This is a genomic window from Kitasatospora sp. NPDC001547 (genome assembly GCF_042894165.1).
Taxonomy (GTDB): domain Bacteria; phylum Actinomycetota; class Actinomycetes; order Streptomycetales; family Streptomycetaceae; genus Kitasatospora.
In genome coordinates, this window is record NZ_JBIAVL010000011.1 from 76,707 (window position 1) to 91,173 (window position 14,467).

The window sequence follows — 14,467 nt, forward strand, 5'->3', positions numbered from 1 at the left end:
GGGCGTCCCGGGGCGCGGCTCCGAGGAAGCGCAGGTGAGAAGCACTCCAGAACCCTGGTAATGTTCTCTCTGTCGCCGAGGGGGCGAGGAAAAGCCCCCGAAGCACACACCCCGTCCGGGTGGCGGAATGGCAGACGCGCTAGCTTGAGGTGCTAGTGCCCTTTATCGGGCGTGGGGGTTCAAGTCCCCCCTCGGACACAGCCGAATTCCCCGTGGGAGCCGAAAGGCCCCCACGGGGAATTTCGTTTTTCGGGCCGCCCTTTTCCCGGGCCGACCCCGGTCGCCATCCCCGGTCGCCATCCCCGGCCACCGTCCGCTGCAGGCGCTGTGGCGCCGGTCTCCTCCCCGGTCCGTACCGGCGGAAGCCGGACACGAGATGGCAACAATCGGACGGTTTGAGCTTCCTCTGAGGTATTCGCCCCTTTTCGGAACATAGGCTGCTCTCCGTTTGCCCGAAATACCGGCTCAAAATCGCAAAAACACCGACACCACCCGATGAACCACGAGCGAGAGGACCGATACGTTGAGTGAGCCCGACTCGTCGACGCCATCACACCAGAACTACCGCCGATCGCTCGGCACGATCAGCCTGACCGCCGTCGGGCTGGGATCGATCATCGGCTCCGGGTGGCTGTTCGGTGCCGAGCGCGCCGCCAAGCTCGCCGGCCCCGCCTCGATCCTCGCCTGGGTGATCGGTGCCGCGGTGGCGCTGACCATCGCGCTCACCTACAGCGAGCTGGGCTCGATGTTCCCCAAGGCCGGCGGCATGGTCCGGTACGGCCAGTACTCGCACGGCTCGCTGGCCGGCTACCTGGCCGCCTGGGCGAACTGGATCGCCATCGTCTCGGTCATCCCGGGTGAGGCCACCGCCTCCGTGCAGTACATGAGCTCCTGGCACTTCGGCTGGGCGAAGGGGTTGTACGACGGCCAGGAGCTGACCCTCAGCGGCGTGGCGCTCGCCAGCGTGCTGCTGGTGATCTACTTCGTCCTCAACTGGTTCGCGATCACGCTGTTCGCCAAGACCAACACCGCGATCACCGTCTTCAAGGTCATCGTCCCGACGGTGACCGCCGGTGCGCTGCTCTTCGCGCACTTCGACTCGGCGCACTTCACCGACCACGGCGGCTTCGCGCCGAACGGCTGGAGCGCGGTGTTCACCGCCGTAGCGGTCTCCGGCATCGTCTGGGCCTTCAACGGCTTCCAGTCGCCGCTCAACCTGGCCGGCGAGGCCCGCAACCCCGGCAAGTCGCTGCCGAAGGCCGTCATCGGCTCGATCCTGATCGCCCTGGTGATCTACGTCGCGCTGCAGATCGCCTTCCTCGGCGCCATCCCGAGCGGCGACCTGGCGAACGGCTGGAGCAACCTCTCCTACACCTCGCCGCTGGCCGACCTGGCCATCGCCTGGGGTCTCAACTGGCTGGCGATCCTGCTCTACGCGGACGCGTTCATCTCGCCGTCCGGCACCGGCATGATCTACGCCGCCACCACCTCGCGCATGATCCACGGCGTGCAGGAGAACGGCCACCTGCCGAAGGTCTTCGGCAAGGTCGACGCCAAGACCGGCATCCCGCGCCCGGCGCTGCTGCTCAACCTGGTGGTCGCCTTCCTGTTCCTCGCCGTCTTCCGCGGCTGGGGCTCGCTGGCCGAGATCGTCTCGGTGGCCACCGTGATCTCGTACATCACCGGCCCGGTCGCCGTGATGGCGCTGCGCCGCCTGGCCCCGGACCTGCCCCGGCCGGTCCGACTGCGCGCCATGCCGGTGATCGCCCCGGTCGCGATGGTCTTCGGCTCGCTGGTGCTCTACTGGGCCCGCTGGCCGCTCACCGGCAAGGTCATCCTGCTGATGGCCGCCGGTCTGCCGATCTGGGCCTGGTACGAGCTGCGCAAGCCGCTCGCCGAGCTGAAGCCGCACCTCAAGGCCGGCGCCTGGATGGTCGCGTACCTGTTCGTGATGGCCGGCGTCTCCTGGGCGGGCAGCGCCGACTTCGGCGGGAACGGCTACCTGCCGGAGGGCTGGGACCTGCTGATCGTCGCCGCGATCGGGCTGGCGTTCTACCGCTGGGGCGTCGCCAGCGCCTGGGCCAACCCCTCGCTGGCCGAGGTCCGCAGGGAGATGGCGGCGGAGGCCGAGAGTGCCGCGCCGCTCGACGCCGCGGAGGCCTCGCGGGTCTGAGGTCCGGGACGTGGCGAGCTGAGCCGCATGAACCCGTGAGCTCGTGAGTTCTTGAGCTCGTAAATTCTTGAGCCGCATGAACTCATGAGTTCATGCGGCTCACGGTGAAGGCCGGTCGGAGGAATCCGACCGGCCTTCGGCGTCCGTGGGGGCGGGCGCGGTGCGCTCCGTTCCCGGTGTGCATCCATTCTGCCGCGGACGGCACCCCCGGGTCACCGTCCTCGGGGATGATCTTCGTCGCGGATTCCGCTCCTAGCGTGGTACCGGGCGGTCCTCGGTAGGAGGGCCCGGACGCGGAGGAGCGGATCGGCATGGCGGACGTGCAGGGGCGGGAACTGGTCGGGGAACTGGCCGAGGAACTGGTCGGGATGATGGCCGAGGACGGCGCGGCAGCCCGGCTGGCGCACAGCCCCGATCTCGCCGAGCAGGCGGTCTGGCGGCGGCTCACCGCCCGGCACGGGGACCGGCTCGCGGAGATCATGGCGACGCACGGCTGGCCGACCGAGCGCACCGTCGGCCCCGAGGCGGCCCGGGCGGCATGGTTGGTGGCGCAGCACGCGGACCGGCAGCTCGACGTCCAGCGGCGGGCGGCGGAGCTGATGGGCGAGGCGGTCGCCCGGGGCGAGGCGAGCGCCCGCGACCTGGCCTTCCTCCAGGACCGGCTCGCCGTCAACGAGGGCCGGGAGCAGCGCTACGGCACCCAGATCGGCGCGGTGGCGGACGGCCGACCGGTGCCGTGGCCCTGCGAGGAGCCGGAGCGGCTGGACGAGCGGCGCGCGGCGGTGGGCATCGAGCCGTTCGACGAGTACACCGCGCGGTTCGCTCCGAAGTAACCGTCACGTCCGCCGATCGGGATTGACTCTTGCGCGCGGCCGCCCGTGCCGCGTTGACTGACCCTCGACTAGCGCTGCTAGTTAATCGGTCGAGTGGATGAGGGGACGATCGGGTGCGGCAGTACGCGGAACACAGCGACCAGTACATCGACGGCGAGTGGCGGCCCTCCGGGGACGCCGGGTCGATCACCGTACTGAACCCGGCGACCGAGCAGGTGCTGGCCACCGTGCCGGCCGGCGGCGTGACCGACGTCGACGCGGCGGCGACGGCGGCCCGCCGGGCGGCCCGCGGCTGGGGCGCGACCACCCGCGAGGAGCGGCTGGCGCTGCTGACCCGGCTGCGGGACGGGATCGCCACCGCGCAGAACGAGATCACCGAGACGGTCGTCGCCGAGCTCGGCTCGCCGGTCGGCTTCGCCGGGGCCGTGCACGCCGGGCTGCCGCTCGCCGTGGCGACCTCCTACCTGAGCCTGCTCGCCGAGCACCCCTTCGAGGAGCGGATCGGCAACTCGGTGGTGCACGCCGAGCCGGCCGGGGTGGTCGCGGCGATCACGCCGTGGAACTACCCGCTGCACCAGATCGTGGCCAAGGCCGTCCCGGCGCTGGCGGCCGGCTGCCCGGTGGTCCTCAAGCCGGCCGAGGACACCCCGCTGGTGGCCCGGCTGTTCGCCCGCCTGGTGCACGAGGCCGGGTTCCCGGCGGGCGCCTTCAACCTGGTCACCGGCACCGGCGCGGTGGCGGGCGCGGCGCTCGTCGGGCACCGGGAGGTGGACCTGGTCTCCTTCACCGGCTCCACCGCGGTCGGCCGGCAGGTCGCCGAGACGGCCGGCCGGGGGCTGAAGCGGGTCTCCCTGGAGCTGGGCGGAAAGTCGGCCAACGTGGTGCTGCCGGGCGCCGACCTGGCCCGCGCGGTCAAGGCGAACGTGGCCAACGTGTTCGCCAACTCGGGCCAGACCTGCAGCGCGCTGACCCGGCTTCTGGTGCACGAGGACCAGTACGACGAGGCGGTCGCCCGGGCCGAGGAGGTCGCCGCCCAGTACCGCCCGGGCGACCCGACCGACCCGCAGACCCGGATCGGCCCGGTGGTCAACGCCAGGCAGCTCGACCGGGTGCGCGGCTACATCGACGGCGCGCTGGCCGAGGGCGCCCGGCTGGTGGTCGGCGGCTCGGAGCCGATCGCCGAACTGCCCACCGGGTACTACGTCCGCCCGACCGTGCTCGCGGACGTCACCCCGGAGATGACGGTGGCCCAGGAGGAGGTGTTCGGCCCGGTCCTGGCGATCCTCCGCTACCGGGACGAGGACCACGCCGCCGAACTCGCCAACGGCACCCCGTACGGCCTGTCCGGCGGTGTCTGGGCCCGCGACACCGACACCGCCGCCGCCTTCGCCCGCCGCCTCGACACCGGCCAGGTCGACCTCAACGGCGGCCGCTTCAACCCGCTCGCACCCTTCGGCGGCTACAAGAGCTCGGGCCTCGGCCGGGAGCTGGGCCGCCACGGGCTGGAGGAGTTCCTCCAGTACAAGTCCCTGCAGTACTAGCGCGACGAGCGGCGGGCGGCTGACGGCTGACGGCCGACGGCCGACGGCCGACGGCTGACGGCTGACGGCTGACGGCTGACAGAGTTCAGCGAACAGATGACAGATTTCATCATCTGTCATCTGTTCGCTGTCGGTTGTTCGCTGTTCGTTGTTCGTCGCCAGCCGCCAGCCCCGCGGTGCCACCGCCCCGGCGGGGGCCGGAGGGGCCGTCAGGCCAGGTCCACGCCCGGGTAGAGGGGGTACGGGGCGAGCAGGTCGGCGGCGCGCTTGGCGGTGGCGTCGCGGAGGGCGGCGTCCAGGGTGTAGGCGGCCTTGGACGGGGCGCCCTTCGCGGTGGTGGAGGGGTTGGTGGCGCCCAGGACGGTGTGGATCAGGTCGGCGATCTCGTCCATCTCGGCGGTGCCCAGGCCGCGGGTGGTGAGGGCCGGGGTGCCCAGGCGGATGCCCGAGGTGTACCAGGCGCCGTTCGGGTCCTGCGGGACGGAGTTGCGGTTGGTGACGATGCCCGAGTCGAGCAGCGCCGCCTCGGCCTGGCGGCCGGTCAGGCCGTAGCCGGAGACGTCGGCGAGGACCAGGTGGTTGTCGGTGCCGCCGGTGACCAGCTTGCCGCCGCGGCGCAGCAGGCCCTCGGCGAGCGCCTGGGCGTTGGCGACGACGGCGCGGGCGTACGCCTGGAACTCGGGGCGGCGGGCCTCCGCGAGGGCGACCGCCTTGGCGGCCATGACGTGCGAGAGCGGGCCGCCGAGCACCAGCGGGCAGCCGCGGTCGACGTGCTCGGCCAGTTCGGACTGGCACAGCACCATGCCGCCGCGCGGGCCGCGCAGGGACTTGTGGGTGGTGGTGGTGACGATGTGGGCGTGCGGGACCGGGTCGTGGTCGCCGGTCAGCACCTTGCCCGCGACCAGGCCGGCGAAGTGCGCCATGTCGACCATGAGGGTCGCGCCGACCTCGTCGGCGATCTCGCGCATCCTGCGGAAGTCCACCAGGCGCGGGTAGGCGGAGTAGCCGGCCACGATGATCAGCGGGCGGAACTCGCGGGCGGTCTCGCGCAGCGCGTCGTAGTCGATCAGGCCGGTGGCCGGGTCGGTGCCGTAGCTGCGCTGCTCGAACATCTTGCCCGAGATGTTGGGCCGGAAGCCGTGGGTGAGGTGGCCGCCGGTGTCCAGGGACATGCCGAGCATCCGCTGGTTGCCGAGTTCCTGGCGCAGCCGCGCCCAGTCCTCCTCGGTGAGGTCGTTGACGTTGCGCACCGCGGCGCGCTCCAGCGCCGGGCTCTCGACCCGCTGGGAGAGGACGGCCCAGAAGGCGGTCAGGTTGGCGTCGATGCCGGAGTGCGGCTGGACGTAGGCGTGGTCGGCGCCGAACAGTTCGCGGGCGTGCTCGGCGGCGATGCTCTCGACCGTGTCGACGTTGCGGCAGCCCGCGTAGAAGCGGCGGCCGACGGTGCCCTCGGCGTACTTGTCGCTGAGCCAGTTGCCCATGGTGAGCAGGACGGCCGGGGAGGCGTAGTTCTCGCTGGCGATCAGCTTGAGCGAGGCGCGCTGGTCCGCCAGCTCCTGGCCGATGGCGGCGGCGATCCGCGGTTCGACGCCGGCGACGACGTCGAGGGCGGTGCGGAAGGCGGTGTCGGCCGCGGGGGAGGCGGCGGTGTGGGGCTGCTGGGCCATGGCGGTCTCCTGGTGGGGATGCGGGGGCCCAGGCGCTCGGCAGACATGCACGTGAGGATCCACGGGGCCGCTTCCCGATGGTTGATTCCATCCCTACGCGCCAGTCGCGGCCCACCGGGATCGTACCAACACGGGAGGGACTGTGGCGGAGGTCTCAGAATGCGGAACGGGCCGCCCGTTCCGTCCGCTTATGTCCGTTCTTCTGCAACGCGGGTGTTTCGGTGAAATGAAGCCGCCACATTTCCCGAAACAGTTCGGCAGGAATTACCCGAACAGCCGTCGAAGGTGATTTGCGAACCTCGGACGCATCCGATCAAATGACGCTCGAACGGCCGCCGGGAAACCCCCGGAGGCCGCACCGGAAATGCACACCAGCGCACCCTCACCATGGGGCGGCGGAGAATTCGGGGGTTACGCCTCATGGCAGTGGTCGACACCGTCCCGGTCACCGTGGCCGGGCCCGCGCCCGCCGCGAACCCCGGACTGCTGCGCCGGATCCTGCGGGACCGGGTCGGCGCCACCGCCCTGGCGGTGGTGGTGCTGTTCCTGCTACTCGCGCTCGGCGCCCCGCTGATCGCCGCGCTGTACGGGAGGAACCCGGTCGACCACTACGGCCAGAACCTCCCCGGCCTGCTCAGCGACGGCGGTCTGCCGATGCTGCCGAACGGCGGGATCTCCGGGGACTTCTGGTTCGGCCTGGAGCCCGGCCTCGGCCGGGACGTGTTCACCCAGCTGCTGTACGGCATCCGCACCTCGCTGCTGATCGCCTTCGCGGCGGCCGCGGTGACCACCACCCTCGGCGTGCTGGCCGGCGTCGCGGTCGGCTATCTGGGCGGGCTCACGGACCGGTTGTTCGGATTCCTCGCGAACGTGCTGCTGGCCTTTCCCACCCTGCTCCTGCTGCTCGCGCTCAGTCCGGTGATCCAGTCCCGGCTGGTCGACCCGGGCACCGCGGAACCGGAATGGATGCAGTTCCTGGTGCTGATCCTGGTGTTCTCGGCGTTCGGCTGGATTCCGCTCGCGCTTTCCCTGCGGGCCACCGTCCGCTCGCTCCGGGAAAGGGATTTCGTGCAGTCCGCGCGGGCCCAGGGCGCGAGCCGGTTCCATGTCGTCGTCCACGAACTCCTGCCGAACGTGCGCTCGCAGCTGCTGGTGCACGCCACCATGGCGGTGCCGACCTTCGTCGCCTCCGAGGCCGCGCTGTCCTTCCTCGGCGTCGGCGTCACCGAGCCGGTCCCGGACTGGGGGCGGATGATCGCGCGCGGCTCCGAGGTCTTCCAGGCCGACCCCACCTACATGGTGTTCCCCGGCGTGGCGCTACTGCTGTTCGTCATCGCCTTCAACCTGCTCGGCGACGCCGTCCGGGACGCGCTGGACCCGCGCGCCGGCACTGCCCGCTGAAACCTTTCACCTCCTCCCGTCCACCAACCCGAGCCCGTCCCGGCACGACCCGCCGGGACAAGGAGAGATTCGCCATGCGCTGGACCAGACCGTCCCTCGCCGTCGTCGCCACCGCCCTGCTGGCGACCTCCTGCTCGGCCGGCGCGGGCACCACCACCGGCTCCGGCGGCGCCGCCGGGGCCTCCGCCAAGGAGACCTCCCCGCTGACCGCCGTCCTCGGCAGCGAGCAGGAGAGCGCCGGCCCCGCCCCGGCCGTCCCGGGCGCCCGGGCGGGCGGCACGGTGAACGTGTACAACAGCGTCGAGTTCCGCCACCTCGACCCGCAGAAGGTCTACGCCGGCGCCGCCTACAACGCCTCGCTGCTCTGGGGCCGCCAGCTGACCCAGTACCAGGTCGTGGACGGCAAGGCCAAGCTGGTCGGCGACCTGGCCACCGACACCGGCACCCCGGCCGACGGCGGACGCACCTGGACGTACCGGCTCAAGCAGGGCGTCGCCTGGGAGGACGGCCGGCCGATCACCGCCCAGGACGTCAAGTACGGCATCGAGCGCACCTTCGGCAAGGGCTACGAGGTCGGCCCGCCGTACTGGCCGCAGTGGCTCACCGGCGAGGCCAGCTACGAGGCGGCGCGCGCCAAGTACGCGGGCCCGCAGGCCGGCGACCTGGACGCGATCGAGACGCCGGACGAGCGCACCATCGTCTTCCACTTCCCGCAGCCGCAGGCCGACGTCCCGTACATGGCCGCCCAGTCCTCCTCCTCGCCGGTGCGCCGCGACAAGGACACCGGGACGGAGTACGACCGGCTGCCGTTCGCGACCGGCCCGTACCGGATCGTCGAGCACGTCCAGAACACCCGGATGGTGCTGGAGCGCAACCCGGCCTGGAAGCCCGAGACCGACCCGATCCGCAGCCAGTACCCGGAGAAGTTCGTCTTCACGTACGGCAAGGAATCGCTCAACATCAACCAGGAGATCCTCTCCGGCCGGGACGGCGGCGCCAACGCCACCACCGCCGCCGACACCCTCTCCGCCGAGCTGTACCAGACCACCGACACCGACCCGAAGGCCAAGGAACTGGTCGTCTCCGGCCGGCAGGGCGCCTTCGTCACCCAGCTGGTGATCAACAACGAGCGGGTGCCGGACGTCGAGGTCCGCACGGCGCTGCACCTGGCCTACCCGCGCCAGCAGGCCCGCCAGGTCCAGGGCGGCGCCCGGACCGGCGAGCTGGCCACCACGATCAGCTCGCCCGCGCTGATCGACTGGCAGAAGTACGACCTCCACCCGGTCCGGCCCGAGGGCGACCCGGAGGCCGCCAAGGCCGCGCTCGCCAAGGCCAAGCAGGCGCCCGGGAGCCTGACCTACGCGTACCGGAACACCCCGACCGGGCAGCGGGTGGCGCAGGTGCTGGTCGAGGGCTTCGGCAAGGCCGGGATCACCGTCGTGCCCAAGCCGGTCGACCCCAAGGCCTTCCTGGACGAGGTGCACCGCGCCGACTCCCCGTACGACCTGTTCGAGGAGACCAGCTCGGTCGACTGGCCGACCCCGTCCACCCTCGTCCCGTTCTCCTTCGACGGCCGGGCCGGCAGCGACCTCAACTCCGCGCGCTACCGCAACCCGGAGGTCGACAAGGAGATCGACCGGATCAACCAGGTCGGCGAGCCGCGCGCCAAGGCCAAGGAGCTGTACGCGCTGGAGCAGACCGTGATGAAGGACGTGCCGGTGCTGCCGTTCGCCTACCCGACGGTCAACCAACTGCGCGGCGGCAACGTCGGCGGGGCGTTCATCCACCCGATCTACGGGACCGTCTCGCTGGCCTGGCTGTACCTGAAGTCCTGAGTGCCGGGCCGCCCCTCGCCCCCGTCGGGACGAGGGGCGGCCCCCTCCTGCCGCGCTCCTCCGCCTCCCCCCGTCACGTCGACCCCGGATCGGCCATGCTCTCCTTCGTCCTGCGGCGGACCGCCCAGGCCCTCGCGGTCCTGGTCGCGGTCTCCGCCGCCGCCTTCGCCCTCTTCTACGCCGCGCCCGCCGACCCGGCCCGCGCCGCCTGCGGCCCGCGCTGCGACAGCGGGCAGGTCGCGGCGGTGCGCCAGAGCATGGGCCTGGACCAGCCGCTGCTCACCCAGTACACCGACTACCTGGCCGGGGTCGTCGCCGGGCGGGACATCGGCGACGTCGACGGCTCGACCATCCACTGCGACGCGCCCTGCCTCGGCTACTCCTACCGGCTGCACCAGCCGGTCAGCGAGGCGCTCGCCGACCACCTGCCCGTCACCCTCTCGCTGACCGCCGGGGCCCTCGCCGTCCTGCTGGTGTTCGGGCTCGGCGCCGGGTTCGTCTCCGCGCTGCGGCACGGCCGGCGGACCGACCGGCTGTTGTCCGGCTTCACCCTGGTCGGCGCCAGCGTGCAGATCTACTTCCTCGGGTACGTCGCGCAGTGGCTGCTGGTGTACTCCACCGGCGTGCTGCCGCTCCCCTCCTACACCTCGCCGACCGACGACCCGGCCGCCTGGGCGGGCGGGCTGCTGCTCCCCTGGATCGTCCTCGGCTTCGTCAACTCGGCGGTTTTCGCCCGGCTTTCACGCTCGCAGCTGCTGGAGACGATGAACGAGGAGTACGTCCGCACCGCCCGTGGCAAGGGCCTGGGACGGCTGCGCGCCCACCTCAAGTACACCTCCCGCGGCGCCGCCGGGCCGCTGGTGCAGCTGATCGGGCTGGAGGCCGGGGTGCTGCTCGGCGGAGCCGTGATCACCGAGACGGTGTTCGGGCTGAACGGGGTCGGGCGGTTCGCCACGGAGGCCGTCGCCGGGCAGGACCTGCCCGCCGTGGTCGGCGCGGTGCTGCTGGCCGCCTGCTTCATGGTGCTGTTCGTCGCGCTGGCCGACCTCGCGGTCGCCTGGCTCGACCCGCGTGTGCGGCTGAGCTGATGGGGAGTCCTTCGATGAAGTCCAGTGTGCCGGGAGCGGGCGTGCGGGCCACGGTAGCCGGTACCGCCGTTGCGCGAGGCGTGGCGGCGAAGGCCACCGTTGCGCGAGGCGTGGCGGCGAAGGCCGCCGAGCCGGTGCTGAGCGTCCGCGACCTGACCGTCACCTTCGCCGACCCTCGCGGCGGCGCGCCGGTGACCGCCGTCCGGGGCCTCTCCTTCGACCTCGCACCGGGTGAAGTCCTGGGTCTGGTCGGCGAGTCGGGCTCCGGCAAGTCGACCGTCGGGCTCGCCGTCCTCGGCCTGCACGATCCGCGCACCACCACCGTCACCGGCTCGATCCGGCTGGACGGGCAGGAGGTGGTCGACGCCGAGGAGTCCGCGCTGCGCGGGGTGCGCGGCGGACGGGCGGCACTGGTCTTCCAGGACGCGCTCACCTCGCTCAGCCCCTTCCACGGCGTGGGCGCCCAGCTCGCGGAGATGTACCGGCTGCACCACCCGGGCGCGGGCCGGGCCGAGGCCGGCCGACGGGCGGCCGAGATGCTCGACCGGGTCGGCATCCCCGCGGCCCGGACCCGCGACTTCCCGCACCAGTTCTCCGGCGGCATGCGCCAGCGCGTCATGATCGCGATGGCGCTGATGAACGACCCGCGGCTGCTCATCGCGGACGAGCCGACCACTGCCCTGGACGCCCGCGTCCAGCGGCAGGTCCTCGACCTGCTCGGCGAGTTGCAGCGCGAGCACGGGACGGCGGTGCTGCTGGTCAGCCACGACCTGGGCGTGGTCGCCGGGACGACGGACCGCACGCTGGTGCTGCGCGGCGGGGTCGGGATCGAGTCCGCGCCGACCGCCGAGCTGCTGTCCGCGCCGCGCGAGCCGTACACCCGGGCGCTGGTGGGCGCGGCGCTCCGGCTGGACTCGGTGCCGGGGGCCGCCCTGCCGACGGTCGACGAGCCGGCGCCGTCGCGGACGTTCCGGCCGCGGACGGTCGGGCGTCCCGAGCGGTGGCTGGTCGAGGTGGACGAGCTGTCCGTGCACTTCCCCGGGCGCCGGCGCCTGCCCGGCCTACGGGCCGAACCGGTCCGGGCGGTCGAGGGCCTCGGCCTGCGGATCGCACCCGGCGAGACGCTCGGGCTGGTCGGCGAGTCCGGTTCCGGCAAGTCCACCACCGCACGGATCCTGGCCGGGCTCCAACGACCCACCGGCGGAACGGTGTTGTACGACGGCCAGGACGTCACCCGACCGGACCGGGAGCTGCGGAAGCGGCTCAGCCGGGAGATCCAGCTGGTCTTCCAGGACCCGTACGCCTCGCTCAACCCGCGCCGGACCATCGCCCGCACCCTGGACACCCCCCTGCGCCTGCACACCGCGCTCGGCCCGGCCGAACGGCGGGAGCGCGCCGCCGAACTGCTGGAACAGGTCGGGTTGGAGGCCGGGCACCTGGACCGCTACCCGCACGAGTTCTCCGGCGGGCAGCGCCAGCGGATCGGCATCGCCCGGGCGCTGGCCCCGCAGCCGCGCCTGATCATCGCCGACGAGCCGGTCTCCGCGCTCGACGTGTCGGTGCAGGCCCAGGTGCTCAACCTGCTGATGGAACTGCGCGAACGGCTCGGCGTCGCCTTCCTGTTCGTCTCCCACGACCTCGCGGTGGTCCGGCACTTCTGCGACCGGGTGGCGGTGATGCACCGGGGCCGGCTGGTCGAGTCCACCGACCGGGACCGGCTGTTCGAGGCGCCGCACACCGAGTACACGAGGGAGCTGCTGGCGGCGGTGCACTGAGGCGACCGAGGCCCGGCGGGCACGATCGGGCCGTCGGACGCGATGGAGAGGTGCGGCGGCGGTCCACCGGCAACGGCCGCGGCGGACCCCGTAGGAGTGAAGCAGCAGGTCGTTCGCCGTTCGTTCGGCTGCGCCGGTCAGGTTCGAGGCGCTAGCGTGCAGGCGATGTGACCTGGGAGACCCGGACAAGGAATCACCGACCGAGGGGGAGCATGTGTCGGACGACCTGCTCATCGCAAAGATCAACCACGGCTTCGATCACCTCGACGCCGACGGCGACGGCCTGCTCACCGAGCGGGACCACGTCCTGATGGGCCTCTCGGTGGCCCGATCGCTCGGCCACCAGGAGGGCTCCGACGCGGAGGCCCTGATCGTCCGCGCCTACCTGACGACCTGGCACGACCTGCACCTCGCCCGGCTGCCCGCCGGCACCCAGGCGATCACCCGTGAGCAGTTCGTCGACTCGACCGGTTCGCTCGCCGACGACCCGAAGGCCGCGCACGAGATCCTCGGCGCGCTCGCCGGGGCCTTCCTCGCCGTCGCCGACGCCGACCGCAGCGGGACGGTGGACGCCGGCGAGTTCTTCGTCTTCCAGCGCGGCCACTTCGCCGGCCTCTCCCGCGACGACGCCGACGAGGCCTTCCGCCACCTGGACACCGACGGCGACGGCGTGCTCTCCGCGGCCGAGTTCACCAGCGCCATCATCGAGTTCTGGACCAGCCGCGACCCGGACGCGCCCGGCAACTGGTGGACGGGCAAGCCGCCGCACAGCTTCTGAGCCGTACGTCCGGCGGCCCGCCCCCACGCGCCGGAAGCGCGGGGACGGGCCGCTCGGCGACGGTTCGGCGGGTACGGCGCCGGTCCGGTACGGCGCCGGCGTCGCCTGCTGCCGGGTCGCGGTGCACTGCGGAGCTGGGGTGCGCCGCCGGGCCGCCGCGTACGGCCGGGCCGCGGCGTGCTCACCTCCGGGCGGCCGGCCCCTTCGCCGGGCCGGCCGTGCCCCCGGCGCGCGACGAGCGGCCCGGCCGTCGGCTGACACTCACCACCAGGCAGACGCCCGCCACCACGATCGCGCCGCCCGCGAGGGTCGGACCGGTCAGCGGCTCGGCCAGGATCAGCCAGCCCAGCAGCACCGCGACCACCGGGTTCACGTACGCGTAGGTGGCCACCAGGGTCAGCGGGGCGGCGCGCAGCAGCCAGGCGTACGCGGTGAAGGCGAGCAGCGAGCCGAACAGCACCAGGTAGGCGAGGGCCAGCCAGGACCGGCCGGAGACCGCCCCGAGGTCCAGACCGTGCTGCTCGCCGCGGCCCAGCCCGACCAGCAGGTTGCCGAGGCCGCCGGCCAGCATCTGGTAGGCGCTCGCGGCGAGCACGTTGCCGGGCATCGGGATCTTCTTGCTCACGAAGGAGCCGGTCGCCCAGAGCAGGGTGGCGCCGATGATCAGGATCACGCCGCCCGGCTCGATCGACCCGCCGATCGCGGGGGCCGACAGGACACCGAGCCCGACCAGTCCGAGCAGCACCCCGGCCAGTTCGGCCGGCTTCGGGCGGTCGCCGCCGAACGCCGTCAGCACCACCATCCACAGCGGGACGGCGGCCACCAGCAGGGCGGCCAGGCCGGAGGGGACGGAGGTCTCGCCCAGGACCACCATGCCGTTGCCGCCGGTCAGCAGCAGCAGGCCGACCAGGGCGGAGGAGGCCAGCTGCCGCCGGGTCACCTTCAGGCCGGCCGGCCCCTGGCGCACCAGGAGGAAGCCGACCAGCAGCAGGCCGGCGGTGATGAAGCGGGCGCTCGCGGAGAGGAACGAGGGCATCGTCTCCACGGTGATCCGGATCGCCAGGTAGGTCGAGCCCCAGACGACGTAGACGACGAGGAGGGCCAGCCAGACCGCGCCGCCGAGACGGGAGGCGGGAAGGGCGTCGGCGAGCGGGGCCGGGGTGGGGGCCGCTTGGGCCCCGCGCTTGCCCGCAGGGGCAGGGGTCGGGGTGGGAGTGTCGGGGGCTGAGCCGGGGATCTCGGCCGGTTGGGAGGGTGAAGCGGGCGATGTCATGTGTGTCCCCCTTGGACGGTGCTGGCCGAACAACCGACATGACAGCGCATGGACGGCCCGGCGCGCCAGTCGGTATCAGGAATCGGACCGCAGGACGTACGGT

The 14,467-nt window shown here is 72.5% G+C and carries 10 protein-coding genes, 1 tRNA gene and 1 riboswitch; of the genes, 9 read left to right on the forward strand and 2 right to left on the reverse strand.

Features of this window, described 5'->3' with window-relative positions; translation table 11 throughout:
* Positions 1–113 precede the first annotated feature (113 nt).
* The 4 genes from ACFY0X_RS21050 (at position 114) to ACFY0X_RS21065 (ending at position 4,547) form a co-directional block, all read left to right on the forward strand.
* Positions 114–198: transfer RNA gene (locus ACFY0X_RS21050), tRNA-Leu, on the forward strand.
* A gap of 325 nt (positions 199–523) precedes the next feature.
* Positions 524–2,173, forward strand: coding sequence for an APC family permease (locus tag ACFY0X_RS21055; RefSeq protein ID WP_387756670.1), 1,650 nt, complete (start codon positions 524–526; stop codon positions 2,171–2,173).
* Positions 2,174–2,484: 311 nt separating this feature from the next.
* A complete protein-coding gene (locus tag ACFY0X_RS21060) occupies positions 2,485–3,006 on the forward strand; it encodes a DUF6624 domain-containing protein (protein WP_387756671.1) in 522 nt (173 codons plus the stop codon).
* 113 nt (positions 3,007–3,119) lie between these two features.
* Positions 3,120–4,547 (forward strand): aldehyde dehydrogenase family protein, encoded by a 1,428-nt coding sequence (locus tag ACFY0X_RS21065; RefSeq protein ID WP_387756672.1) that lies wholly within the window; start codon positions 3,120–3,122, stop codon positions 4,545–4,547.
* Positions 4,548–4,756: 209 nt separating this feature from the next.
* Here the strand turns inward: ACFY0X_RS21065 and ACFY0X_RS21070 are convergent, their stop codons facing one another.
* Positions 4,757–6,214 carry a glycine hydroxymethyltransferase gene (locus tag ACFY0X_RS21070; RefSeq protein ID WP_387756673.1) on the reverse strand — a complete coding sequence of 486 codons (1,458 nt, stop codon included), beginning with the start codon at positions 6,212–6,214 and terminating at the stop codon, positions 4,757–4,759.
* A gap of 19 nt (positions 6,215–6,233) precedes the next feature.
* Positions 6,234–6,332, reverse strand: a riboswitch (ZMP/ZTP riboswitch).
* Between the two features lie 302 nt (positions 6,333–6,634).
* Here ACFY0X_RS21070 and ACFY0X_RS21075 point away from each other — a divergent pair.
* The 5 genes from ACFY0X_RS21075 to ACFY0X_RS21095 all read left to right on the forward strand — a co-directional run bounded on the left by ACFY0X_RS21075 (position 6,635) and on the right by ACFY0X_RS21095 (position 13,091).
* Positions 6,635–7,615, forward strand: coding sequence for an ABC transporter permease (locus tag ACFY0X_RS21075; RefSeq protein ID WP_387756674.1), 981 nt, complete (start codon positions 6,635–6,637; stop codon positions 7,613–7,615).
* A 74-nt stretch (positions 7,616–7,689) separates the two neighbouring features.
* A complete protein-coding gene (locus tag ACFY0X_RS21080) occupies positions 7,690–9,450 on the forward strand; it encodes an ABC transporter substrate-binding protein (RefSeq protein ID WP_387756675.1) in 1,761 nt (586 codons plus the stop codon).
* 95 nt (positions 9,451–9,545) lie between these two features.
* Complete coding sequence (locus tag ACFY0X_RS21085; RefSeq protein WP_387756676.1) at positions 9,546–10,538, forward strand: ABC transporter permease; 993 nt, start codon at positions 9,546–9,548, stop codon at positions 10,536–10,538.
* A 110-nt stretch (positions 10,539–10,648) separates the two neighbouring features.
* Positions 10,649–12,313, forward strand: a complete 1,665-nt coding sequence (locus ACFY0X_RS21090; protein WP_387756677.1) for a dipeptide ABC transporter ATP-binding protein — start codon at positions 10,649–10,651, stop codon at positions 12,311–12,313.
* 214 nt (positions 12,314–12,527) lie between these two features.
* Entirely contained in the window at positions 12,528–13,091 is a 564-nt protein-coding gene (locus ACFY0X_RS21095) for an EF-hand domain-containing protein (protein WP_387756678.1), read from the forward strand.
* Between the two features lie 181 nt (positions 13,092–13,272).
* Here the strand turns inward: ACFY0X_RS21095 and ACFY0X_RS21100 are convergent, their stop codons facing one another.
* Positions 13,273–14,364: an EamA family transporter gene (locus tag ACFY0X_RS21100; protein WP_387756679.1), complete on the reverse strand. Its 1,092-nt coding sequence runs from the start codon at positions 14,362–14,364 to the stop codon at positions 13,273–13,275.
* Positions 14,365–14,467: the final 103 nt, after the last annotated feature.

Bases quoted from the DNA above. Each gene is read 5' to 3' on its own strand.
- ACFY0X_RS21060 (WP_387756671.1), top strand. From the start codon at position 2,485: ATGGCGGACGTGCAGGGGCGGGAACTGGTCGGGGAACTGGCCGAGGAA.
- ACFY0X_RS21070 (WP_387756673.1), bottom strand. From the start codon at position 6,214: ATGGCCCAGCAGCCCCACACCGCCGCCTCCCCCGCGGCCGACACCGCC.
- ACFY0X_RS21075 (WP_387756674.1), top strand. From the start codon at position 6,635: ATGGCAGTGGTCGACACCGTCCCGGTCACCGTGGCCGGGCCCGCGCCC.
- ACFY0X_RS21080 (WP_387756675.1), top strand. From the start codon at position 7,690: ATGCGCTGGACCAGACCGTCCCTCGCCGTCGTCGCCACCGCCCTGCTG.
- ACFY0X_RS21085 (WP_387756676.1), top strand. From the start codon at position 9,546: ATGCTCTCCTTCGTCCTGCGGCGGACCGCCCAGGCCCTCGCGGTCCTG.
- ACFY0X_RS21100 (WP_387756679.1), bottom strand. From the start codon at position 14,364: ATGACATCGCCCGCTTCACCCTCCCAACCGGCCGAGATCCCCGGCTCA.